The following is a 22,870-nucleotide window of genomic DNA, read 5'->3' as shown; positions in this document are numbered from 1 at the left end:
CATGAAAACGATAAGTCTGTTTACGATCAGGGTTCTCACTATCATCGCCGTGTGTTTTTCATTGGCTGCCTGCGACTGGTTCGACGGGGACAACGACAACAGCGCCACCACGACAGGCGATGAAACCAGTACAGGGGGTGGTGGCGATAACGGCAGTGGCGATGATGGCGATGGTGGCGGAGACGGCGGTACCGTTTCCGACGCACCCGCAGCGCCGGTAGTTACCCCGTCCTACGACGACTGGACACTGACTTTTACCTGGCCGGACGTTGCGGAGGCCACGTCTTATCGAGTGTTCGAAGATCCGGACGGCGTGAGTGGTTTTTCCCGGATCGGTCCCGACCTGACAACGAACGAATACGTAAACAACATTAGCCTGACCGAGCGCAACGGCGCCCGTTATGTCGTGGCTGCCTGCAATAGTGCTGGCTGTACGGATTCGGATGAGGTGACGCTGGATGGGCTGGATAGCGGCATCACAGCCGTCGTGGTCAGCGGCGATACGGCTCCCGGTATTGGCGGCGGAGCCGTGTTCAATGATGCCGTGGGCACCCAATTGCGCTTTGATACCAATAGACTTGGCACAATAGCGTTTCTGGGTTCAACGGACCAGACCGATAGCAGCGGGTCCCTTAGAGACGGCGTTTTTCGCCAGAGCGCCGGCTCTGGCGTTGAGCTTGTCCAGGCGGATGATACGACGCTGCCGTCCAGTGATGCCTCTTACAACGGGTTCCTTGAGGTTCTGGCCGCAGATAGCGACCAGATTATTTTCAGCGGGATTCTCAACCGGCAGTCGGCCGGTTCGTCGACAGACGACGTGGATGGTCTGAATAACGAGGTGCTCTTGCGCAATACGGCGGGAGTGACGGGCCTTATTGCTCGCGAGGGCGAGCCGAGGCGCGGTGGCACAAGCTTCCCCACGATGGACGCCGGCGATATTTATTTCACCGAGAATATCCAGGGTAACAGGCTCTTCGGATCTCTCAGCATTGACGGGGCTGGCGGGGTGACGTTCAAACCCGGCTCCAATACGGATGGTTTTGAGGTTGTTGATGACTCGCCCTACTCGGTCGGCGGCGCTTTCTGGACGATTACTGGCGCTGGCCAGAAGGAGCAATCCCTGCGTCGGGCTGTAACGGACCTGCCCGGCAACCTGGAACCGAATTTCTTCGGCTCCAAGGAATACGACCAGAACCCGGCGGGCCAGCTCGCATTCGGGCTGGCCGTTCGCAACGCCGATGGTACTTCGCTGCCTGACTCTTCGAACTCCGGCGTCTACGTCCGCAGTGCTGGCGGCACGTTTACAGAAGCGGTGAGGGAGACGGGCAGCTCTGCAAGGGATTCTATCGACGATCTGGGTAGCGCAACGGTCCGCATAACCGATAACGGCGAGGTGTTTTACCTGGCACAGCGCGATGTTTCGTCTTTCGGGTTCAGGGGGCTGTATACAAACTCGGTGGATAACAGCGACTTTACCAAAGTTGTCCGCACCGACCAGCTGTTCCTGCTCGAAGACGGATCGACGATGGAGATTACCGATTTTATCGGGGGTGGGGGCGCCTTTGATGTGGGCGCAAACGACAAGGTTGCGTTTCTGGCGAATGCCGGCGCGGTTTCGGACGAGGATACCCTGCTGTTCTGGACGAATGACGGCACCAACACCAGCATTCAACGATATTTCGCTGAGGGCGACCCGGTGCGCGGCCTACCCGACGCATCTTCGGTGGATCTTGACGTACCGAGCGTAAGCCCTGCTCCCAGGCTGAAGCTGAGCCGCGATGATTGGGCCGCTTTCCAGGCCAGCGATGAGTCCGACTCGTCAAACCCGCGCAGGATTTTGCTTGCCACCAGCCCTGCAGGATATACCCGGCTGATCGTCCGCGAACAGCAGCAGTTTGCCGTTGACGGAGTCGAATATGGTGAGGTGACTGAAATCCTGGACTACAAGATGGCCTCGGCCGTTGAACTGGTCATTTCACTCCGGTTTGATCGTGACGGTATTTACGGCCTTCAGCCTGACGGCACCTTTGTTCCATCGGATGGAAAGAACGGTATTTTCAGGGTAAACCTGTGTAGTGCAGACGAGCCCTGCTAGTCGGAACTTCAAACAGAGGTTTGACGGGCAAAGCTCGGCATATCGAAGAAAAACGGGTGGGGCGCCAGTGGGCGCCTTACTCTTCTTCCTTCCAGGAGATGGTGACTGTGCGTTTGCCCCACTCTTTGGCGGCTTCTACGTCCAGCCCCATGTAGATATCAATCTTGTCTTCCCAGCGTTTGTTCATCTTGTCGCGAACGATGTAGGTCCCGGGAAGGCCCTCGATTTTCACTTCTGTGCCGTGGGTCAGCCCGTCGTCAATTAAATCCCGGGAGACCGCGATGGCTTTCATGCCCGGCTTCAGCGTATCGCCCCATGCGGTGAGAGTGGGATCGCCTGCCTTTGTCTGGCTGTTTACTGAGTTATAGGCCGTTGCCGTTACTTCCCTGGGATTGCCGCCACTGCAGCCTGCGAGAATGGCGGTCGCGGTCAAAGCGGCTAGGAGTCGTGTCATTTTTTTTCCTTCTGTCCTGAACATGTCCACACGCATACGATCATAGTGCGATGGTGATTCACCACAAATCGTGTAATTTAGCTCTCTTATGACAGGAGTTTACGTTTCACAGCCCCGGGGAGTTTCGATTTGGCGGAGTCAGAGCAGTTTGCAAGTGACAACTACAGCGGCGTTTGCCCACAAGCCTGGCAGGCCATGGCCCGGGCCAACGAGGCCGACGAACCGGCTTATGGGGAAGATCGCTGGACCCAGCAGGCTGCGGACGGGCTCAGGCGTCTGTTTGATACGGACTGCGAGGTGTTCTTCGTGTTCAATGGAACTGCGGCCAACTCACTGGCCCTGGCGTCCATGGGCCAGTCCTTCCACAGTGTGATCTGTCACGAGCTGGCTCATATCGAGACGGATGAATGCGGCGGTCCGGAATACGCCTCCAACGGCGCCAAGTTGCTTCTTGGGGCGGGGCCGAATGGCAAACTGACGCCGGAAAGTATTGAGCATCTGACCACCAAACGCACCGACATCCACTACCCGAAACCAAAGGTGGTCAGCCTGACCCAGGCCACCGAAGTGGGCACGGTCTACACACCTGCAGAACTCCAGGCTATCCGGGCGACCGCAGACAGGCACGGTCTGCGAGTTCATATGGACGGCGCCCGATTTGCCAATGCCGTTGCGGCGCTGGATGTGCATCCGTCGGAAATTACGTGGAAAGCGGGCGTGGACGTGCTGTGCTTTTCCGGCACCAAGAATGGTCTGGCGTTGGGGGAGGCAGTGGTTTTCTTTAATAAAGCCCTGGCGGAAGATTTTGAGTGGCGGTGCAAGCAGGCGGGCCAGCTTGCTTCCAAAATGCGTTTCATTTCTGCGCCCTGGTGCGGCTTGCTGGAGAACGACGTGTGGTTGGCGAATGCCCGCCATGCTAATGCCTGCGCCGCGCGACTGGAGCGAGGTCTTGCCAGGCTGCCGGGTGTTCAATTGCGTTACCCCCGGCAGGCAAATGGCGTGTTCGTTGACCTGTCCGACGATGTCCAGTTGGCATTACGGGAGAAAGGCTGGCATTTTTATACCTTCATCGGCGGTTCGGCCCGGTTGATGTGTTCCTGGGCCACCCGCCCCGATCAGATTGATCGATTTCTGGCGGATCTGGAAGCGCTTGTCTGACGTCAGTATCAACTGCGGTAGGAAGGGAAATACCGGTTATGTTTCATATTCATGTCGAACGGTTTGTCGGAAAAGACATAGAGTCGGTTTTTGAGGCGTTGAGTGATCACGCCGCCTATGATCAGTTCCCCGGCGTTGACCGGTCCGTTCTGGTCGAACATGGCAGCCAGGAGAAAAACGGTGAAGGCGCACTCAGAATCATTGGTGCAGGGCCGCTGGAGCTGCACGAGCGAATTACTGAGTTTGAGCGCCCGAATAAAATGCATTACCGGATCGAAAAATCCAGACCGTTCCCGCTGGATCATCGGCGCGGAGAGATCACGCTTCATCGCAGCGGAGAGGGCACCCGGGTGATCTGGATCTCGACCGGCCATATCAAGCTGCCTCTGGCGGGCCATGTCCTGGACAAGCTAGCTCAGAAGCAGTTTTCAAAGGCATTTGATTCCCTTCTCAAAGCGATCGATAGACGCTGAACCAGGAGCGTACTCGCGGTGTGGAGCTTCAGCAGCCCACCGCGCCCTTATTAAGCTCCTTTCCTGAACACAGCCACTACGGGGTATTTAACCCCGGATCACTGATATGCAATCCGGCCAAAGCGTGCGCATCAGAAGATGCATTTCTCCGTAATAAGGGACGTTTCTACAGGCCGACATCCTTGACGTTCTCCATCACTACGAAGGTGCTTGTCTGCAGTACGTGGGGTAGGGCCGAGATTTGTTCGCCGAGAACCCGGCGGTATTCGGCCATGTTGCCGGTACGCACTTTGAGGAGGTAATCAAAATTACCCGCAATCATATGGCACTGCTCAACTGCGGATATCTGCGTGACGGCCTCGTTAAAAGCCCCCAGTGCCTGGCTGCTGGTATCGTTGAGCTTCACTTCGGCAAAGGCGATATGGTTCTGGCCCAGTTTGGTGTGGTTGACCAGCGCGGTATATCCGGTGATGTAATTCTGCTCTTCGAGCCTGCGCATCCGCACCTGGCAGGGCGTTTTGGAGAGCCCGACCCGGGAGGCCAACTCGGTGATTGTCACCCGGGCGTTCTTCTGCAGTTCGCGGATGATTGAATGATCTATCCGGTCCAGTTCAACCATGTTTACCTCCTGATCTTTAGCAGACTCCCCTGCGTAAACCCTTTAAAGCTACTAAGCTGAAACAATAGAGTTACCCGACAGGCCTTACAGGAGGTCGATTTAGAGCCAGCAATTGTTAAGGCTGGTGGCGTCTCCCGGAGTCAAGATTAAGGCGTTTTGTCTTCTCAGTAAACTTTATTCAAGAAAAGTGGCAAGTTTAAGTCGACAAAAAAGCCGGAAAGGTCTGCAAATGCAATTTTTACAGTGAAATTGTCTTGATGGTTCTCGGTAGAATGCGGAGAGACTAACAAGACTCACAAATATGAGGGTTCAACTATGAGACCGCTGCAATCAGAAACGCCCGAGCTAGTCGATAGCCGGCAGGCCGTACGTGATTATTATCTGGCCGATGAATACACCGTTATCAGTGAAATGATTGCCGGCGCCCAGTTGACCCAGGAGGAGCGTAAGGCGATTTCCGCCCGCGCAGCAGAGCTTGTCCGTAACGTCCGTAAAAACGCCAAAGCGACCATTATGGAAAAGTTTCTGGCGGAATACGGGCTGAGCACCAAAGAAGGTGTCGCGCTGATGTGTCTGGCCGAAGCCATGCTGAGGGTGCCGGATAGCACAACCATTAACGATTTGATCGAAGACAAGATCACCGCGGGCAGCTGGGGCGAGCATGTTGGCAAGGCCGATTCGTCCCTGATCAACACCGCGACCATTGCCCTGCTGATGACCAGCAACCTTCTGACCGAGTCCGAACGCCAGAGCGTTGTCGAGACTTTGCGCAGGTTGCTCAAACGTCTGGGCGAGCCGGTGATTCGCACCGTTGCGGGTCTGGCAATGAAAGAAATGGGCCGGCAGTTCGTGCTGGGCCGTGATATCAAGGAAGCCCAGAAAGCTGGCGAAGGTTACATGGCCAAGGGCTACACCTATTCCTACGACATGCTCGGGGAGGCGGCCCGCACCGACCACGACGCCCAGCGGTACTACAACTCCTACTCGGATGCCATCGATAGCATTGCCGTGCATTGCAGTGGTGATGTGCGCAAGAATCCCGGTATTTCCGTAAAGCTGTCTGCTTTGCTTGCCCGTTACGAATACGGCAACAAAGACCGGGTGATGAAAGAGCTTGTGCCACGGGCCAAGCGCCTGGTCCACAAGGCGGCCGCAGCCAACATGGGCTTTAACATTGATGCCGAAGAGCAGGACCGGCTGGATCTGTCGATGGATGTAATCGAGGCGCTGTTGAGCGATCCGGACCTGGCCGGCTGGAACGGCTTCGGTGTGGTGGTTCAGGCCTATGGTAAGCGGGCATCGTTCGTACTGGACTGGCTTTACGGGCTGGCGGAAAAATACGACCGCCGCATTATGGTGCGATTGGTCAAAGGCGCCTACTGGGATGCCGAGATCAAGCGTGCACAGGTGATGGGGCTGGATGGTTTTCCGGTATTTACCCGCAAGGCCTGCAGTGATGTGTCCTTCCTGTCCTGTTCCACCAAGCTGATGAACATGACGGACCGCATCTATCCGCAGTTCGCCACCCATAACGCCCACTCGGTGTCGGCTATTCTTGAACTGGCGCGGGTTCGTGGTGAAGCCAACTACGAGTTTCAGCGCCTGCACGGCATGGGTGAATCCCTGCACAGCCAGGTGATGAAGGAAAGCGGCGTACCCTGCCGGATTTATGCGCCGGTTGGCCCCCACCGCGAGCTGCTGGCGTACCTGGTGCGTCGTCTTCTGGAAAACGGTGCCAACAGCTCGTTTGTGAACCAGATCGTCGATGAAGACATCACCCCGGAGATGATTGCTAGGGACCCGATCGACTCGGTCAAGGAAATGGGCAAGGACATCTCCAGCAAGGCGATTGTGCATCCTTTCGATATTTTCGGAGAGAATCGCCGCAACTCCAAAGGCTGGGATCTGACTGATCCGGTCACTATGGAGGCCATCGAAAAAGGCCGTGGCGCCTACAAGGAGCATCACTGGAAAGGTGGGCCACTGATTGCGGGCAAGGTATCGGGCTCTGAGGTTCAAGTGGTGCGCAACCCGGCTAACCCGGATGATCTGGTCGGACACGTAACCCAGGCGGATGAGACCGACATCGATACGGCCATTTCTGCCGCTGAAAAAGGTTTCAAATCCTGGTCGGCTGTGCCCGCAGAGGATCGTGCAGCCTGCCTGCGCAAAGTTGCTGACCTCTACGAAGCGAACACCTATGAGCTGTTTGCCCTGACCAGTCGCGAAGCGGGCAAATCCCTGTCGGACGCCGTGGCCGAAATCCGCGAGGCAGTCGACTTCGCCCATTTCTACGCCAATGAGGGTATTCGCTACAAAGACAGTGGAGAAGCCCGGGGGCCGGTAGTGTGTATCTCGCCCTGGAACTTCCCGTTGGCCATTTTCACAGGCCAGATCCTGGCAAACCTGGTGGCAGGTAACACAGTTCTGGCCAAGCCGGCGGAACAGACATCACTGTTGGCGGCGCGCGCTGTGGAACTGATGCACGAAGCGGGCATTCCCAAGGATGCTATCCAGTTGCTGCCGGGCACCGGCAAGACCGTGGGTGCAGGGCTGACTTCGGATTCCCGTGTGGCGGGCGTCTGCTTCACTGGTTCCACCAATACCGCCAAGGTTATCGACAAGGCCATGACCGAAAACATGGCGCCGGATGCGGTGATGGTGGCGGAAACCGGCGGCCTGAACGCCATGATTGTGGATTCAACCGCACTGCCGGAACAGGTGGTTCGCGACGTACTGGCATCGTCTTTCCAGAGTGCCGGTCAGCGTTGTTCGGCGTTGAGAATGCTTTATATCCAGAAGGATGTGGCCGATCATCTACTGGAGATGCTGTACGGCGCCATGGAAGAACTGGGTATTGGCGACCCCTGGCTATTGTCGACCGACGTCGGACCGGTCATTGATGACCCGTCCGCGAAGAAGATTGTCGATCACTGCAAGAAATACGAGAACAAGGATCAGCTGCTGAAGAAACTGTCAGTGCCCCACACTGGCAACTTCGTGTCGCCTGCGGTGATACGGGTTAACGGTATTGAGGATCTGGAAGAAGAGATCTTCGGCCCCGTGCTGCATGTGGCCACCTTTGATGCCAAGGACATTGACAAGGTCGTGGACGACATCAATGCCAAGGGCTATGGCCTGACCTTCGGCGTTCATAGCCGGGTTGACACTCGGGTGGACCGCATTACCCGGCGCATCAAGGTCGGCAATACCTACGTCAACCGGAACCAGATCGGTGCTATCGTCGGTTCCCAGCCCTTTGGCGGCGAAGGCCTGTCAGGCACAGGTCCGAAGGCGGGCGGACCGCAGTATGTGCGCCGGTTCATGAAAGGCGAGACCGTTCAGACCACCACCGAATCCGGCGGTGACAAGGTAGATGCCAAGAAGCTGAAGAGCCTGATCACCCAGCTGGAAAGGATGGAAACCCAGGAGCCGAAAGCGCGAGTCGAATCCATGAAACTGATTTTCGACTCAGTGCCGGAGCCGCTGGATGCTCACGTAGAGGAGCTGCCAGGCCCAACCGGCGAATCCAATCGGCTGAGCAACCACGCCCGTGGCACAGTGTTGTGTCTGGGCCCGGATAAGGACACGGCCATCGAACAGATGACCATGGCTGTGGCTCAGGGGAATAAGGCGGTGGTGATTGCGCTGGGTATCAACCATATCCTTGACCGTGCAGCCAAGGCCGGTCTACCGGTGGTCGGCGTTGAAGGCCGTGTGGAGCCGGACGCAATTGAAACCGTCGATGGTTTTCACGCGGTGGTCAGCTGTGCCAAGCCGTCGCTGTTGAAGCCCTATCGTCAGGCGTTGATGAAGCGAGAAGGCGCGTTGCTGCCGCTGATTACCGAGCACAGGCTGGATCAGCGTTACGTGGTAGAGCGCCACGTGTGCGTCGACACCACTGCGGCCGGTGGTAACGCCAGTCTGATTGCTGCCTCGGAATAGGGCGGCCAAAGAATGCCCCCGAATGGGGGCATTCTTTTTTCAGATTTCCTCGGCTATTTCTCGAAAGGCCTGAATCAGAGTGGCTGGTTCCTGGGCGCCTGATATCAGATAGGTCTGGTTGATGATGTAGGCCGGCACGGCGGATACACCTGCCTGCTGGTACTTTGCCTCGTCCTCCCGGACTGCCTCGGCGTATTGATCGGAGTCCAGCACAGTTCTTGCCTGGTTGCCGTCCAATCCTGCGCTTTCAGCACAGCCAACCAGTACCTCGGTATCCGAAATATTCTCTGCCCGTCCGAAATAGGCCTCGAAGCACGCCATTTTCATGTCTGTCTGTCGGCCCTGATCGCCTGCCCATTTCACCAGCCGGTGCGCATCGAACGTATTACGGGTATAGCGTTCCTGAAGTTTTTCAAAGTTCAGGCCCAGGTCCCGGGCGACCTCCATCATCTGGTCCTGGTTCTCCCGAACCTCTGCCTCACTACGGCCATATTTGCGGGCCAGTGCTGGCAGAATCGGTTCGGCCTGTGCGCCAGGGTCCGGGTTCAGCTCAAAGGCATGCCACTGAATGCTGAAATCCATCTCGTCTTTCAGGGCCTCCATGGCCTCTTCCAATCTGGCATATCCAATGGCGCACCAGGGACAGGCAATATCGGAAACGATGTCTAACTTGAGTTCGGTCATGGTTCTCCTAAGGGTGCTTGGTCTGGAGCCAGACGTTCCATGATCCGGCAGGTAAGAAGATCTCCAGTGACGTTGATGGCGGTTCGGCACATGTCCAGAATACGATCAACGCCCATGATCAATGCGATCCCGGCAGGGGGAACCCCCACAGTCTGAAGAACCATGGCAAGAATTACGATCCCCACGCCCGGTGTTGCCGGCGAACCAATGGACGCTCCTACCGCCATGGCAACCACCAGAGCCATGCTGCCCATGCTCAGATCAATGCCATAGACCTGCGCCAGGAAGACCGTCGCTACCGCTTGATAAAGGGCGGTGCCATTCATGTTTATGGTGGCGCCGAGGGGAATTACAAACTGGGAAATCGAGGGTCGCACCTTGAGTTTATCCTCAGCCGTGCGGATCGACAGGGGCATGACCGCAGCTGAGCTGGAGGTAGAGAACGCCAGCAGCAGGACGTCGCGGGTGTTGCGCAGAAACGCAGAGGGCGAATCCCCGACAAGAAAGCGAAGGATCAGCATGTAGACACCCATCAGTACCAGCAGGCCTATCAGAACGGTGGCAACGTAGGAGGCCATGCCAAGCATGGCTTTGAAGCCGATCGTAGTGGTGAGTTGCGCCATTAGGCCGAAAACCGCGTAGGGCGCCAGTTTCATGGCCCACTTTACGACGGTCATGCAGACCTGCTGTAGGGAATCGAGAAGCTCCAGCATGGGGCGGGATTTCTCCTCGGGCATGCTGACCAGCGCTACCCCGACTATGATCGAGAAAATCACCACCTGAAGCATCTGGCCTTCGACCATGGCATCCAGCGGATTTCCGGGCAGAAGCCCAAGCAATGCCTGTGGCAGTTCCATGGCGGAGGGCATTGTTGCCGCTGCCCCGGCGCCAGTGCCGGTCGCGGGCAGCGTCAGGCCCTCCATCATGCCGCCCGGATTCAAAACAGATCCGACCCACAGGCCGATAGCGGCAGCCAATGCGGTGGTTACGACAAAGAAACTGGTGACCCGAAATCCGAGTTTGCGCAGTTGCTCGAGATTTTCGCTGGCCGCCAAGCCCCTCACCACAGAGGCGATGACCAGAGGGATAACGATCATCTGGATAGTGGCCAGAAACAGTTGGCCAGGAAAGGCCAGCCAGTTGCCAATCAGTAGACCCCGTTCAGGTTCGACCAGGCCCACCGATGGCCCCAGAAGCGTTCCAACAATCAGGCCAAGGAACATGCCCACCAGCACTTTCAGCCACAGGCGGCCTTTTACCAGACCCACCAGATACACGCTCAGGTGACGCAAGGGACGGGGAGCGTCCTGACTTTGGTTGCCGGGTGCTTCAACCATTGGATTAACCCTCCTTGGATTGGTGCAGCGAATAGCTAAAGCATAGCTTATTCAGGCCAGGTGGACGCTGTTGATCTCCTGCGGCGACAGAGGTCGATAGTCTCCGGGGGCCAGTGCGCAGTCCAGTTGAATCTCGCCGATTTTTTCTCTGTGCAGTGCGACGACGCGATTGCCAACGGCGTGAAACATGCGCTTGATCTGATGATAGCGCCCCTCGTGGATGGTCAGTCGCGCGACGCAGCCGGAGACAGGCTCCAGCTTCGCAGGCCTGGTGGTCAACTGCTCGTATTCAAACCAGATGCCGGCGGCGAACCGATCTATGGTATCCGGTGAGAAATCATACGCCGTTGTTACCCGGTACACTTTTGGTTTTTCGGAGACCGGTTCCGTCAGCGCCCGTGACCACTGGCCATCGTTGGTGAGCAGAATCAGGCCGGTGCTGGCACGATCCAGCCTGCCCGCAATGTGAAGATCCGGATAGCGGCTGGCATCAACGAGATCCATGACGGTCGTGTGGGTGTTGTCGGTTGTAGCGCTCAAAATGCCAGCAGGTTTGTAAAGCATCAGATAGTGGGCTGTATAGCCTGGCTGTATGGTTTGTCCCTGGCAGGTGACGACGGCGAATCGACAGACTTCTTGTGCCGGTTCACGACAGGTTTGGCCATCAATCACTACCTGGCCGGCCGCGATCAGGGCATTGGCCTGCTTACGGCTGACACCGTTCTGGTTGCTGAGTAAGCGGGAAAGTTTCATGGCGGCATTTTACTGAGCCCGCCATGAAACTGGAATCATGAGATGTTACTGATTGATATACTGGGAGAGGTACAGGGCAAAGGTGCCGTTCTGCTCGGCGCTGTAGCCGGCGTAAAGACGGTTGCCGTCAATCGCCACGCTGCCGGTGGTGATCTGTACGTTGCGGCCCACTTTGGATTCCCCCACGCGATTGCCATTACGGTCGTACTTGCCGTTATAACCGCCGCCCACCACGAACAGCTCGCCATTGTTCAGCGCTGCATCGCGGACAATGCCTTTGTTCGAGCGTGTATTCCAGACCACGCGGCCTGCGGAGTCCAGCTTTGCGACGCGATGGCCGTCCGCATTTGAGGCGGTTACCAGCAGGTCGCCACGGCTATCTTCGAAGACCATTGGCTCGCCAGGCAGGCCATAGCTCTGGTATGCCGCAGAGAAGATATGGCTCCAACGTTGCTGGCCCTGGGCAGAATAGCGGATAACCTGGACCGCACCGTTGTCTTCCAGGGCGTTGATAGCCACAAGGTCACCGCCCATGGCGAAGATGGCCTGGCCAAACCCATAGTCCGGATCGGCAAGCGGCTGGCTCCAGAGCTGGTCGCCGTTGGCGCTATACAGGCTGATGGCGGAACCGCCACCAAGCAGAATCTGGCCATTGAGGTTCACGGCAACGGACTGGGCGGTGTGATTCGGGTGCTCAATGGTCCGCAGTAGCGTTCCGTTCAGGTCAAAGACGCTGGTTTTCACGCCCGATACATAGACGTTGTCGTTGGCAATGGTCAGCGCGTTCATGGGCTGATTCCTGCCCAGCAGCTGGCGCCAGCGTTCATTCCCCTGGCTGTCAAAGCTGATCAGAACCGAACCTTCTGAGGAAGACTGCTCACCCTCGCGGCGGAACTGGTTGACCAGCAGGTAGGCGTTATCCCGGCTATCGAGAACCATCGCAGCGGGGGAGTCGTCACTTTCATAGGCCGTAGTGGACAAATCGTAGTCTCTGGCCCACAGGCGTTGGCCAGAAGGCGAATACTTTACCAGGGCAAAGTCATGTACTCTTTCCTGGAGATTCGCACGAATGCTGGTAGCGGCAATGACAAGGTTGCCGTAGCTGTCCACCTGCATATCATCGAACCAGGAAAGCCGGTCAGGCTGGGTGTCGGCCTTGTGGTTGTAGATACTTACCCATTCCGGGTTGATGGTTGCGGTACAGGCCGCGAGCATGACAAAAGCAAAAAACAGTGCGGGCCATTTGAGGGGGGTATAGCGGCTCATTAACAACACTCCTATCCATAGGTTGGTTTCATTGATTCTTCGAAAACGGAACCGGTGTTGTTTTTGAAATTGAAGCTTCCGTGCAGTCCGTAAAGGGTAATATTCCAAACTAGGGAATTCATACTAATTCCCTGAAAATCCAATATTTTTCGAGATTCACGACGTGTTGATCCTTAACTGGCCGTTGCTGTCCGCGTTCGTTCCCACGTTTTTCGTGGTGTCTATCACGCCGGGTATGTGTATGACCCTGGCATTGTCCATGGGAATTACTATTGGCGTGCGCCGGGCGTTATGGATGATGGCGGGCGAGCTTGTCGGGGTAACGGTGGTGGCGGCCTCGGCGGCGGTGGGAGTGGCAACTTTCATGCTGCAGTACCCGACTGCCTTTGCAGTGTTCAAGTACGCTGGGGGCGCCTACCTGGCCTGGCTGGGACTGCAGATGTGGCTGTCACGAGGTCGCATGGCCATGCCCGAGGGTGAGGACCATTCCAGTCTTGCGGCATCCCGCTGGCAATTGGCTACCCAGGGGTTTGTCACCGCCATTGCCAACCCCAAGGGCTGGGCGTTTTTTGTGGCTCTGCTGCCACCATTTATTGACAGTAGTCTGCCGATGGCGCCGCAGTTGACGGCGTTAATTCTGATTATCCTTGTGCTTGAATTTATCTGTCTGCAGCTCTATGCCCATGGCGGGAAAAGCCTGAGTCGGGCGTTGAGTCGCGGAGGTGGCGTTAAGGCGGTCAATCGGGTTGCCGGTACGTTGATGGTATTGGTAGGCGCGTGGCTGGCTTTCGGTTGATTCAGTTGCTGGCGTAGCGCTCATGCAGGATGCCGACCCGGTTCACATAGGCTCTGGTTTCAGGGTAGGGGGGAATTCCGCCATGGCGGCCAACGGCGCCGGGCCCTGCGTTATAGGCTGCGGTGGCCAGCGAGATGTCACCCTTGAAGCGCTGAAGCATTCTGGCCAGGTAGTGAACGCCGCCGCGGATGTTGTCGGTTGCTGACAGCGCATTGGGAACGCCCAGCTCCTCGGCCGTTGCGGGCATCAGTTGCATCAGCCCCTGGGCGCCGGCCGGTGAAATGGCAGATTCATTGAACGCTGATTCGGCATGGATAACGGCCCGCACCAGTGCCGGATCAACCCCGAATTCCCGTGCGGCGATGGCAATCTCGCGCTCATAGGGCTTGAGGAACAGAGGGGTTTTGCGCCAGTCGACGCTGGAATCCGGGTCGCAGGCGTAGCAGTGGAAACGGATAACTTCAAAGCTGGCAGCTGAGGGTTGGATGCCGCTGAAGGCCACAACACCGTTGTTGTCGGTGTAGCGGTAGACCACTTCGTCTTTGGTAGAGGCTAGTCCATTGCCGGAATTGCCGACATTGGTGTATTCCACCGTGCCGTCGGGGTGAACTATTTTTTTCACATCGCCGGCGGCTGCCATGGGCAGTACAAGCGTGCAAAAAAGCAGTTGGATAGCCAGTTGGCGGGTAAAACCCATAGTGTCCTACATCTAAATGATCAGCTAATGACCAGATTATACGATCTTTACCCCCGGGGAGTAGAGGAATGAGTTCAAAAAACATCGTGCTGATTGGCATGCCGGGTTGCGGTAAAAGCACGGTCGGGGTTCTGTTAGCTAAACGGCTGGGTCTGGGGTTTACGGATACCGACCTGGTAATCCAGCAGGAAACCGGCCGTACGTTACAGGCTATTGTTGATAGCGACGGCTATGAAGCCCTTAGGCGTATAGAGGGCCAGGTATTGCTGACCCTGGACGTGAAGGGCCATGTGATTGCCACTGGCGGCAGCGCCGTCTACAGCGATTCGGCCATGGCCCATCTGGCGCGGAATGGGGTTGTTGTGTTTCTGGATATTCCACTGGAAGAGGTAGTGCGTCGTATCGGTGATCACAGTCTGCGGGGTATATCCCGCCATCCGGACCAGACCCTGGACAATCTGTTCCGGGAGCGGTACGCGCTCTATAGCCGTTATGGCCAGATCACTCTTGCAGCCGGCGAGCAAACGCCGGATCAGGTTTGTGAAGCGTTGGTCGCGGAACTGGATCGACGCAGCATTGCTCCGGGGGTGCGCTGATGACGGCCGATCCCAAATCATCCCCGCTTTTTTCCTTTGGCGTGCCGGCGCTTTTCGTCTGGTTATGGAGCACGGGGTTTATCGGGGCCAAATACGGTCTGCCCTATGCCGAGCCTTTCACCCTGCTGTTGATTAGAATGTTGCTGACGCTGGTCCTGCTTGGTGTTCTGGCCAGGCTCCTCAAGGCGCGCTGGCCAGGCTGGCGTGGCGCTGGCCATCTGGCGGTTACCGGCCTGCTGGTGCATGGCTGTTATCTGGGCGGTGTCTACTACGCCATCCAGGGCGGCATGCCGTCGGGCATTATTTCATTGATTGTAGGTTTGCAGCCGCTGGTCACTTCCGCAGTCGCCATCATGGTGCTGAACGAAAAGGTATCCGTGCGGCAATGGCTGGGCCTTGTGCTGGGACTGGTAGGCGTCTGTCTGGTGCTGCTGGAGAAATTCGGTCTGAATGACACTTCGGGCGGCTTCCCAGCCTGGACTCTTATCTGGGCGGCGCTGTCTCTTGGGGGCATTTCCCTGGGGACGGTTTACCAGAAACGGCGCGGCACCGGCGCGGATCTGGTATCCGGTACCATCATTCAATACATGGCAGCGGCCAGCTTTTTCGCCGTCGGCGCCTTTGCCTTTGAGACCCGTGAGGTGGAGTGGGCCCTGCCGCTGGTATTGTCCATGGCCTGGCTGGTTTTCGGCGTGTCGATTGGTGCCATTCTGCTACTGATGTGGCTGATTCGCCGGGGAGCAGCATCGCAGGTGGCCAGCCTTTTCTACCTGGTGCCACCGGTCACGGCGCTGGAGGCGTTTATCCTGTTTGATGAACGGTTGGGCCTGCTGGCTATGGCCGGAGGATGTCTGTCGATTGCCGGTGTGGCCATGGTGGTTATGCGACCGCCACCGGTCAACAAGCAGTGACCGGATTTCCACATGGCGCTATCTAGAGATTGGCACGGATTTTCCATGATCTACACTCAAGTCCATCCATGAGGAAGGCACAAAGCGTATCGAGGACGTTCCATGTCAGGGAGTTTGCGAGTATCGGTAGGGCAGTATTCGGATGCCGGCGCCAAATCGAGTAATCAGGATTCCCACGGCGTTCGCATTCCTGACGGAGCCGAACTGGATTCCAAGGGCATTGCCATGGCGCTGGCTGACGGAATCAGCTCCAGTGCCGTGGCCCATATCGCCAGTGAAACCGCGGTCAAAAGTTTTCTGCAGGACTATTTCTGTACGTCAGCGGCGTGGTCGGTGAAGAAGTCCGGAGATCGGGTGATCGCGGCAACGAACACCTGGCTCACCTCCCACACCAACAGTTCCTGGGCCCGCTACAACAAAGACCACGGATATGTCTGCACCTTTACCGGTCTGGTGATCAAATCTGCTCGGGCCCACATCTTCCATGTGGGCGATTCCCGGGCCTACCAGATTCATGGTCGCAGGGCGGAACAGCTGACCCGTGATCACCGCCAGTGGGTATCCCCTGAGAAAAGCTACCTGGGGCGGGCCCTGGGGGTGAATGATCAGGTCGAGATCGACTATCACACGGTGTCTATTTCCCCGGGTGATACCTTTACGCTGCTGACGGATGGCATTCACGAACTGCTGCGCCCGGATGACATTGCCGCGATCATTGCTGATCACTCCGACGACCTGGACTCGGCGGCAAAGGTCCTGGTCACCACCGCCTATGAACGGGGCAGTGAGGATAACCTGACGGCCCAGGTTCTGCGCGTTGAGCAGGTTCCCCAGCCGAAACTCCATGAGCTTCAGCATCACGTAGCGGAACTCCCGTTCCCGCCGGAACTGGCGCCGAGAAGCCTGATTGACGGTTTCGAGATTGTCCGGGAACTGCACATGAGCAGCCGGAGCTACGTGTATCTTGCGGTGGATTCAACAACCGGAAGACCGGTCGTACTCAAGGTGCCCGCGAGTGATGTGCGGGAGGACCCGGTCGCCCTCGAGCAGTTCCTGGCGGAAGAATGGGTCGCGCGTCGCATCGACAGCCCCTACGTTCTTCGTGCCCATGAGCGTTCCGGCGCACAGAATTATCTTTATGTGGTCACCGAATACATCGAAGGACAGACTCTGACTCAGTGGATGCGTGATAACCCATTTGTCGGATTCGGTCGGGTGAGAGCGATCGTGGAGCAGATTGGCAAGGCGCTGCGGGCCTTTCATCGGCAGGACATGATCCATCAGGACGTACGACCGGCAAATGTGATGATTGACAGCGTCGGCACCGCCAAACTGATCGACTTCGGCGCTGTGCGGGTGGCGGGTATAAGCGAGGGAGTGGGCGCAGAAGTTGAGTCTGTGCTGGGCACCCAGCAATACTCGGCGCCGGAGTATTTTATGGGTGAGGGCGGCTCGGCTCGCTCGGACGTCTTTTCTCTGGGCGTGATTGCCTACCAGATGCTGACGGGGCAACTGCCCTATGGACCAGAGTCTTCCCAGGTGCGCAACCGCGCAGGGCTCAATCGCCTGAAATACCAACCGGTTTACAACTATAACCGCAGCTGTCCCGCCTGGATTGACGGCGCCCTGCGCAAGGCTCTGCATCCGTATCCTGAACGTCGCTATGCCGAGGTTTCGGAGTTTATTCACGACCTCTATTACCCAAGGCAGGACTTTGTGAATGCTGTACGTCCGCCTCTGATCGAACGAAATCCGGAAGCATTCTGGAAAGGGGTTTCGCTGCTGCTGGCTCTTGTGGTGGTGACCCAGTTGGCTCTGAACCACCTCTAGTCGATTGCAGGGAACTGCAGGAGTCCGTTATAAAAAAACCGCTGCGGGGCTTCGGCCCGGCAGCGGTTTTTTCAGGGCAGATCAGCTCTGAGCTGCAGCAGTGCGGCTCTGACTCTGCTCGGGGAAGGTTTTCTTGGGCTGGGTACGTACGTGAGTTGTGTACAGAACCAGGCCCACCAGGGTCAGACCGCCCACCAGGTTACCCAGAACCGTGGGGATCTCGTTCCACATGATGTACTGGTAGAGGGTAAATTCGGCGCCCATCATCAGTCCGATCGGGAACAGGAACATGTTGACTACGGAGTGTTCAAAGCCGAGGAAGAAGAACACGATAATTGGCATCCACATCGCCATGATCTTGCCGGAAACGTGCGTGGAAATAGTGGCGCCAACAACGCCCATGGACACCATCCAATTGCAGAACATGCCGCGCAGAAAAAGCACGATCCAGCCAGCCGCTCCGGCCTCCTGATAACCGACGGTGCGGCTCTCGCCAACCTCCATCATCTTCTGGCCTACGGCGTTGATGGCCTCGGAACCGCCCATGGAGAAATTCAGATAGCCGAATCCGGCAATGAAAAGTGCGCCGCCCAGGTTGCCCAGACCCACCAGGCCCCAGCATTTGAGCATCCGACCGACGGTTACACCGGGCCGTTTGTCGAGCAAAGCCAGGGGTACCAGGGTGAAGACACCGGTCAGCAGGTCGTATCCCATCAGGTATAGCATGCAGAAGCCGACCGGGAACAATAGCGCACCCAGCAGGAATGAACCGGTGGTTACCGCGATGGTAATGGCGAAAATAACCGCCAGCGCCAGGGTGGCACCCGCCATGAACGCGCGAATCAGTGTGTCCCGCGTGCCCATGTAGACTTTCGCCTCGCCGGCATCTACCAGCTTGGTCACGAATTCGTTCGGTTGAAGATAAGACATATCAACGATTCTCCAGAATAAAAAAGTAAAAGAGTGGGAGTTACCAGCGCTTGTAGGGAAGGAATTTGCCATCCATGGTGATCACAACCCGGTCACCTTTGGGGTCTTCCACTTTCTCCACATACATCTTGTAATCAATGGCGCTCATGATGCCGTCGCCGAACTTCTCGTGGATAAGCGCTTTCACGCTGGGGCCGTAGATCATGGTTGCTTCGTAGAGGCGATAGATAAGCGGGTCTTGGGGTACGCTGTCACCCCAGTGCTTTGAGGGTGACGTTTGCAGCGCCTGAGCGACGTCCGGCTGCAAGGCCAGTGTTTCGCACAGTGCTGTGGCCTGGTCTTCCAGCATGGTGTTCATGCCGAAGCAGCAGGATGTCGTCCACACCGGCGCCATGCCAATGGCTTCGGCAATCTGCTCCCAGCTCAACCCTTTCTCGTTTTTGGCTGTAAGAATGGCAGCCGTCATCATTTCATGATTCATAACGAACCCTCCGTCTAGAGTGGTGAATGGTGGATGGTGAATGGTGAATGTCGTGCGTATACACCTTGGTGAGACCTCTGGGGTGGAGGCCCGCCACCTTCGTTGATGGCTCCGCACTGAAATGAATTTTCAAGAAGGACTATGCAGGTGCTGTGCCAGCCACAGAAAAAGGGTTGGAAGTCTGTGTGTATAACCGGGTAGGCATGAAAAACAGGTAAGGCGGGACTGGCCCGCCTTCTGGTTTATTTTGGTGCACGCATGGGAGGCATGCCCTTAATTGGGTTGCTTTCGGGGACTCTTGGGCCGGATTAGAAGGTGGTTTCCAGTACGGTGCCCATTCGGGTTTGCCCAAGGCTTTGATCGAAGTCGTCTCCGTTCCAGGCGGCATGGCCTGCGATCATTACCAGAGGAACCACGCCATCAGTGCGGTTCACCAGCTGCTCATGCTGGAACTCGTCCCGGTACTGGCGTATTACGGTGTTGTGATGGTCCAAGCGGCGCAGAGCTGAGGGGTCAACCAGAATCAGGTCAGCCTGATCGCCCACATTGATGGTGCCGCCCTTGACGCCAAACACCCGGGCCGGGTCGCTGGTCAATCGGCGCACCATGTAGGCCACATCGACATCACCGCCATCGGAAGCCAGTTTCAGCGCGCGCAGGTTGCCATCATAGAAGGCCATATTGGTCAGGTGGGCGCCGCTGTCATTGAAGCCGGGCAGAAGCTGGCGGTCCATTAACAGTTTGCGTACCAGGCGTTCGTCACGGTTTGCCGATACGGTGTACCAGCTCAGATCCCGGTCGAAAGCGCGCAGCATGGCCAGCACGAAGTCGCCCTCATCCCGGACCTCGGCAAAATAATCCCCGATCAGAGACGCTTCGCTTGTGGAAATACCCTCGGTCCGGCCTGCGTTGACGGCGCGAACCCGGGCGTAGACGTCTGCAAAGGTCAGGCCTTCCCACTCTTTCAGGGGGCAAACGTCAATGGTCATATCCGCGATGGTGCGATTGAAGGCATAGTCTTCCAGCCGGAACAGGCGTTTGAGGCGGGCAAGGCCAAAGCCCTTCTTCCCATGCATCCACATGGCCTTGAACTGTTTTCTATAGTCCGGGTCGTCCAGAATTTTCTGCCGGGTGGCGCGGTCTTCCAGTTCGGTTTCGTTCAGAATCCGCAATTCCTCGATCTCTTCCGAAAGTGGTGTCACCGCGCCATCGGACCAGGTTTTGAAAGGCGCCGCCAGGGCCTGTAGATGGAAATCGCCTTTCAGTAGCCGGGAATTGAGCACTCGCGCCAGTAGGCGTGCCAGGCGCACGATCTTGCGATTGCTGTGCACATCCAGTGCGGCCACCACCGTGGTTTTCAGTGGCTTGCCGTGCAGGCGCCCGCAACTCAGCAGGAAAGTCTTGATGGTGCCAATGGTGCTGTCTTTGGGCGGTGTTGCCTGCCAGACGCCACCCTTTCGCCGCACCACATCGGTCAGCCGTTTGATTTCATAGTATTTGGCAAACTGGGTCGGAATGGTCTTGCGGGTGTTGGGCTGGTTGGCCAGATAGTGGAATGGCAGGGCGTCGGTAGAGAACCCGGCATAGCCGTCATCCATAGCCTTTTCCAGCAATTGCTCCATGGCCACCAGTTCGTCTTCCGTGGGGTCGCGGGAAATGCTGGCTTCAAACCCCATGACTTCTATGCGCAGCATGGAGTGGGGCACCATGGTGACCAGGTTGGGGCCCAGGTTCAGCCGGTTCAGGTGCTGCATGTATTCTTTGGGGTTGTGCCAGTCCACGCGGTCAGCGGTCGCCCGTAAAACGTCTTTGGGAATGTTCTCCACCCGGGCGTAGCAGTCTACGATCGGGTCAGCCCCGTCTTTGCGCTGGGCGCCGAAGGCCAGGCCCAGGCTGCAGTTGGCGATCACCACAGTGGTGGTGCCGTGGCGGACCGACTCCGGAAGACCCGGGGCGACTTCCAGCTCCAGGTCATAATGGGTATGGATGTCGAAGAGTCCTGGCATGGCCCAGCGTTCAGTCCCTTCAATAACCTTCCGGGCCATGGACGGGTCGAGATCCGGGGCCCGAGCGGCAATTTTTCCATCCGCTACCGCAATGTCCTCGCGCAACGGGAGTTTGCCACTGCCATCAAAGACCTTGGCGCCGCGGATCAGATAATCCCATTGGGTCGTCTGTGTAGCTTTGTCACTCATGATCGCCTCAACGTTTACTTTGTTGTTCGAAATAGGCCGATAACAGACGGCTTCCGGTTTCAATCACTTCATCCCGGGAAACGGCCCGGTGCCCCTGAAAAACGTGGCGGTGCACGATGCCTTCCGCCATGGAAAACAGGCAGAAGGCCGTGGTCTCGACCTGGTCACGAACATAGCGGGCCACGAATGCACGAACCCGCTCCATCAAAACCGCTTCGCCGTGATCCATCAGGGTAGCCAGCGCCGGGTCAACCCGGCGCCGGTATTCCAGTACATCGTGAAGCCCGGCTTCTTGTTGGTGAAAGTCGTACAGAAAGCCCAGTGCCTGGCGGAAAACCTGTCGAAGGTCATCGGTGTCGCCGTCGGCGCCAGCCACCTCGAGGTTTGTTTGCGGAACCTGCAAGTGGTCTTGCAGCTCTTCGAACCGCTGCCGGGTGATTTCCAGCAGCACGTCGTCTTTGTTGTGGAAGTACTGGTAAAACGTGCCGGTGGCAACGCCCGCCCGATCAGCGATGGATTTGGCGGTGGTGGTTTCGAATCCCCTGGCCGAGAATTCGGCAAACGCAGAGGCCAGAAGGGCCTTTCGCTTGCGTATGGCGCGCTGCTGTTTGGGAGCGGCTTTGGGTGTTGCCTTCATAACGGCCTTCCATGATTGATAGCCGGATTGAACAATAACTAAAACTTGACGTCAAGTTCAGGTTTTCGCATGCTCGACGGGCACGTGAAAAAACAGCACGCCCAGACAACACAATAATAAGAGGAGCCGCCATGCACCCCGAGGACTGGAAAGCCCGAGGCGTTTACCGGAAGATCAATGGTTATAATCTTTTCCTGGTGGATGAGGGAGATCCGGGACAGGAGACCATTCTTCTGATCCACGGCTTCCCGACGTCGAGCTGGGACTGGCATCCGGTCTGGGCCACCCTGGCCAAGCGTTATCGTCTGGTTGCCATGGACATGCTGGGCTTCGGCTTCTCGGACAAACCCTCAGAGCATCAGTATTCGATTCACGAACAGGCGGATCTGGTGGAAGATCTGGTCAGGGTGCTGGGGCTGGAGCGCTTCCATGTGCTGGCCCACGACTATGGCGATACCGTCGCACAGGAGCTGCTGGCGCGGCAGAATGCCGGCGACGGGGCTGGCCAGTGGTTGTCGGTCTGTTTCCTTAATGGCGGGCTGTTTCCCGAGGTGCATCGGGCACTGCTGACCCAAAAACTGCTGCTCAGCCCGCTAGGGTGGCTGTTCAACAAACTGTCGAACAAGCGGAAGTTCGACAGTGCGTTTTCCCGCGTATTCGGCCCGAATACCAAGCCTTCAGCAAAGGAGCTGGACGACTTCTGGTCGCTGGTGACCTACAACGATGGGAAGCATATCTTCCACAATCTCATTACCTATATGAACGACCGCAAACGTCACCGCGAGCGCTGGGTTGAGGCCATTCGCCAATCGACAGTGCCAGTGGCGCTGATCAATGGTTCGGTAGACCCTGTCTCCGGGGCTCACATGGTTGCACGCTTCAGGGAGCTGGAACTGCCATTGGCCTGGCTGGAGCAGCTGGAGGACATCGGGCATTACCCCCAGGTTGAGGCGCCGTTGAGGGTGAGCGAGTCTTACCTGAAATTCCTGGAGCAAATCACGGGCTAGGTTCCC

Annotated in this window: 20 protein-coding genes; 9 read left to right on the top strand and 11 right to left on the bottom strand. The window is 57.3% G+C overall.

Features of this window, described 5'->3' with window-relative positions; all coding sequences use genetic code 11:
• Window position 1 precedes the first annotated feature (1 nt).
• Window positions 2-2,095, top strand: coding sequence for a hypothetical protein (locus FPL19_RS02235; protein WP_150910199.1), 2,094 nt, complete (start codon window positions 2-4; stop codon window positions 2,093-2,095).
• A gap of 76 nt (window positions 2,096-2,171) precedes the next feature.
• Here the strand turns inward: FPL19_RS02235 and FPL19_RS02230 are convergent, their stop codons facing one another.
• Complete coding sequence (locus FPL19_RS02230; protein ID WP_150910197.1) at window positions 2,172-2,549, bottom strand: 3D domain-containing protein; 378 nt, start codon at window positions 2,547-2,549, stop codon at window positions 2,172-2,174.
• 129 nt (window positions 2,550-2,678) lie between these two features.
• Here FPL19_RS02230 and FPL19_RS02225 point away from each other — a divergent pair, with 129 nt between their 5' ends.
• Both FPL19_RS02225 and FPL19_RS02220 read left to right on the top strand, forming a co-directional pair.
• Window positions 2,679-3,707 carry a threonine aldolase family protein gene (locus tag FPL19_RS02225; RefSeq protein WP_150910195.1) on the top strand — a complete coding sequence of 343 codons (1,029 nt, stop codon included), beginning with the start codon at window positions 2,679-2,681 and terminating at the stop codon, window positions 3,705-3,707.
• Between the two features lie 38 nt (window positions 3,708-3,745).
• Window positions 3,746-4,180, top strand: a complete 435-nt coding sequence (locus FPL19_RS02220) for an SRPBCC family protein (protein ID WP_150910193.1) — start codon at window positions 3,746-3,748, stop codon at window positions 4,178-4,180.
• A gap of 166 nt (window positions 4,181-4,346) precedes the next feature.
• Here FPL19_RS02220 and FPL19_RS02215 read toward each other — a convergent pair whose 3' ends face one another.
• Window positions 4,347-4,799, bottom strand: coding sequence for an Lrp/AsnC ligand binding domain-containing protein (locus tag FPL19_RS02215; protein WP_150910191.1), 453 nt, complete (start codon window positions 4,797-4,799; stop codon window positions 4,347-4,349).
• Between the two features lie 315 nt (window positions 4,800-5,114).
• On the opposite strand from FPL19_RS02215, the gene putA reads away from it, so the two are divergent.
• Entirely contained in the window at window positions 5,115-8,744 is a 3,630-nt protein-coding gene (putA, locus tag FPL19_RS02210; RefSeq protein ID WP_150910189.1) for a bifunctional proline dehydrogenase/L-glutamate gamma-semialdehyde dehydrogenase PutA, read from the top strand.
• Between the two features lie 39 nt (window positions 8,745-8,783).
• On the opposite strand, the gene FPL19_RS02205 is transcribed toward putA, so the two are convergent.
• The 4 genes from FPL19_RS02205 to FPL19_RS02190 are packed head-to-tail and all read right to left on the bottom strand — an operon-like array spanning window position 8,784 to window position 12,784.
• Complete coding sequence (locus FPL19_RS02205) at window positions 8,784-9,428, bottom strand: DsbA family oxidoreductase (protein WP_150910187.1); 645 nt, start codon at window positions 9,426-9,428, stop codon at window positions 8,784-8,786.
• Complete coding sequence (locus FPL19_RS02200; protein WP_150910185.1) at window positions 9,425-10,765, bottom strand: dicarboxylate/amino acid:cation symporter; 1,341 nt, start codon at window positions 10,763-10,765, stop codon at window positions 9,425-9,427. The genes FPL19_RS02205 and FPL19_RS02200 overlap by 4 nt, the downstream gene beginning before the upstream one ends.
• 51 nt (window positions 10,766-10,816) lie before the next feature.
• A complete protein-coding gene (locus tag FPL19_RS02195) occupies window positions 10,817-11,518 on the bottom strand; it encodes a pseudouridine synthase (RefSeq protein ID WP_150910183.1) in 702 nt (233 codons plus the stop codon).
• Between the two features lie 45 nt (window positions 11,519-11,563).
• A complete protein-coding gene (locus FPL19_RS02190) occupies window positions 11,564-12,784 on the bottom strand; it encodes an outer membrane protein assembly factor BamB family protein (RefSeq protein ID WP_150910181.1) in 1,221 nt (406 codons plus the stop codon).
• Between the two features lie 163 nt (window positions 12,785-12,947).
• Here FPL19_RS02190 and FPL19_RS02185 point away from each other — a divergent pair, with 163 nt between their 5' ends.
• Window positions 12,948-13,580 carry a LysE family translocator gene (locus FPL19_RS02185; protein ID WP_150910179.1) on the top strand — a complete coding sequence of 211 codons (633 nt, stop codon included), beginning with the start codon at window positions 12,948-12,950 and terminating at the stop codon, window positions 13,578-13,580.
• Window position 13,581: 1 nt separating this feature from the next.
• Here the strand turns inward: FPL19_RS02185 and FPL19_RS02180 are convergent, their stop codons facing one another.
• Window positions 13,582-14,220 carry a lytic transglycosylase domain-containing protein gene (locus FPL19_RS02180; protein ID WP_225314367.1) on the bottom strand — a complete coding sequence of 213 codons (639 nt, stop codon included), beginning with the start codon at window positions 14,218-14,220 and terminating at the stop codon, window positions 13,582-13,584.
• A gap of 125 nt (window positions 14,221-14,345) precedes the next feature.
• On the opposite strand from FPL19_RS02180, the gene FPL19_RS02175 reads away from it, so the two are divergent.
• The 3 genes from FPL19_RS02175 to FPL19_RS02165 all read left to right on the top strand — a co-directional run bounded on the left by FPL19_RS02175 (window position 14,346) and on the right by FPL19_RS02165 (window position 17,614).
• Entirely contained in the window at window positions 14,346-14,873 is a 528-nt protein-coding gene (locus FPL19_RS02175; protein WP_150910175.1) for a shikimate kinase, read from the top strand.
• Window positions 14,873-15,784 carry a DMT family transporter gene (locus FPL19_RS02170; protein WP_150910173.1) on the top strand — a complete coding sequence of 304 codons (912 nt, stop codon included), beginning with the start codon at window positions 14,873-14,875 and terminating at the stop codon, window positions 15,782-15,784. Before FPL19_RS02175 ends, FPL19_RS02170 begins: the two co-directional genes overlap by 1 nt.
• Window positions 15,785-15,886: 102 nt before the next feature.
• Window positions 15,887-17,614, top strand: coding sequence for a bifunctional protein-serine/threonine kinase/phosphatase (locus FPL19_RS02165; RefSeq protein WP_150910171.1), 1,728 nt, complete (start codon window positions 15,887-15,889; stop codon window positions 17,612-17,614).
• An 81-nt stretch (window positions 17,615-17,695) separates the two neighbouring features.
• Here FPL19_RS02165 and FPL19_RS02160 read toward each other — a convergent pair whose 3' ends face one another.
• From FPL19_RS02160 to FPL19_RS02145, 4 genes are all read right to left on the bottom strand, one after another.
• Complete coding sequence (locus tag FPL19_RS02160) at window positions 17,696-18,544, bottom strand: formate/nitrite transporter family protein (protein ID WP_150910169.1); 849 nt, start codon at window positions 18,542-18,544, stop codon at window positions 17,696-17,698.
• Between the two features lie 40 nt (window positions 18,545-18,584).
• Entirely contained in the window at window positions 18,585-19,025 is a 441-nt protein-coding gene (gene cynS, locus FPL19_RS02155) for a cyanase (protein WP_150910167.1), read from the bottom strand.
• Between the two features lie 308 nt (window positions 19,026-19,333).
• Window positions 19,334-21,220: an N-acyl-D-amino-acid deacylase family protein gene (locus FPL19_RS02150; protein WP_150910165.1), complete on the bottom strand. Its 1,887-nt coding sequence runs from the start codon at window positions 21,218-21,220 to the stop codon at window positions 19,334-19,336.
• A gap of 7 nt (window positions 21,221-21,227) precedes the next feature.
• On the bottom strand, window positions 21,228-21,857 hold the full coding sequence (locus FPL19_RS02145; protein ID WP_150910163.1) for a TetR/AcrR family transcriptional regulator: 630 nt from the start codon (window positions 21,855-21,857) through the stop codon (window positions 21,228-21,230).
• A gap of 131 nt (window positions 21,858-21,988) precedes the next feature.
• Here FPL19_RS02145 and FPL19_RS02140 point away from each other — a divergent pair, with 131 nt between their 5' ends.
• Complete coding sequence (locus tag FPL19_RS02140) at window positions 21,989-22,864, top strand: alpha/beta fold hydrolase (RefSeq protein WP_150910161.1); 876 nt, start codon at window positions 21,989-21,991, stop codon at window positions 22,862-22,864.
• The last annotated feature ends 6 nt before the right edge of the window (window positions 22,865-22,870 follow it).

This window comes from Marinobacter halotolerans, assembly GCF_008795985.1.
GTDB classification, from domain to species: Bacteria; Pseudomonadota; Gammaproteobacteria; order Pseudomonadales; family Oleiphilaceae; genus Marinobacter; species Marinobacter halotolerans.
This window is presented reverse-complemented; position numbering and strand designations above follow the sequence as displayed.

Bases quoted from the DNA above. Each gene is read 5' to 3' on its own strand.
- FPL19_RS02235 (WP_150910199.1), top strand. From the start codon at position 2: ATGAAAACGATAAGTCTGTTTACGATCAGGGTTCTCACTATCATCGCC.
- FPL19_RS02230 (WP_150910197.1), bottom strand. From the start codon at position 2,549: ATGACACGACTCCTAGCCGCTTTGACCGCGACCGCCATTCTCGCAGGC.
- FPL19_RS02220 (WP_150910193.1), top strand. From the start codon at position 3,746: ATGTTTCATATTCATGTCGAACGGTTTGTCGGAAAAGACATAGAGTCG.
- FPL19_RS02215 (WP_150910191.1), bottom strand. From the start codon at position 4,799: ATGGTTGAACTGGACCGGATAGATCATTCAATCATCCGCGAACTGCAG.
- putA (WP_150910189.1), top strand. From the start codon at position 5,115: ATGAGACCGCTGCAATCAGAAACGCCCGAGCTAGTCGATAGCCGGCAG.
- FPL19_RS02205 (WP_150910187.1), bottom strand. From the start codon at position 9,428: ATGACCGAACTCAAGTTAGACATCGTTTCCGATATTGCCTGTCCCTGG.
- FPL19_RS02200 (WP_150910185.1), bottom strand. From the start codon at position 10,765: ATGGTTGAAGCACCCGGCAACCAAAGTCAGGACGCTCCCCGTCCCTTG.
- FPL19_RS02195 (WP_150910183.1), bottom strand. From the start codon at position 11,518: ATGAAACTTTCCCGCTTACTCAGCAACCAGAACGGTGTCAGCCGTAAG.
- FPL19_RS02190 (WP_150910181.1), bottom strand. From the start codon at position 12,784: ATGAGCCGCTATACCCCCCTCAAATGGCCCGCACTGTTTTTTGCTTTT.
- FPL19_RS02180 (WP_225314367.1), bottom strand. From the start codon at position 14,220: ATGGCAGCCGCCGGCGATGTGAAAAAAATAGTTCACCCCGACGGCACG.
- FPL19_RS02175 (WP_150910175.1), top strand. From the start codon at position 14,346: ATGAGTTCAAAAAACATCGTGCTGATTGGCATGCCGGGTTGCGGTAAA.
- FPL19_RS02170 (WP_150910173.1), top strand. From the start codon at position 14,873: ATGACGGCCGATCCCAAATCATCCCCGCTTTTTTCCTTTGGCGTGCCG.
- FPL19_RS02165 (WP_150910171.1), top strand. From the start codon at position 15,887: ATGTCAGGGAGTTTGCGAGTATCGGTAGGGCAGTATTCGGATGCCGGC.
- FPL19_RS02160 (WP_150910169.1), bottom strand. From the start codon at position 18,544: ATGTCTTATCTTCAACCGAACGAATTCGTGACCAAGCTGGTAGATGCC.
- cynS (WP_150910167.1), bottom strand. From the start codon at position 19,025: ATGAATCATGAAATGATGACGGCTGCCATTCTTACAGCCAAAAACGAG.
- FPL19_RS02150 (WP_150910165.1), bottom strand. From the start codon at position 21,220: ATGAGTGACAAAGCTACACAGACGACCCAATGGGATTATCTGATCCGC.
- FPL19_RS02145 (WP_150910163.1), bottom strand. From the start codon at position 21,857: ATGAAGGCAACACCCAAAGCCGCTCCCAAACAGCAGCGCGCCATACGC.
- FPL19_RS02140 (WP_150910161.1), top strand. From the start codon at position 21,989: ATGCACCCCGAGGACTGGAAAGCCCGAGGCGTTTACCGGAAGATCAAT.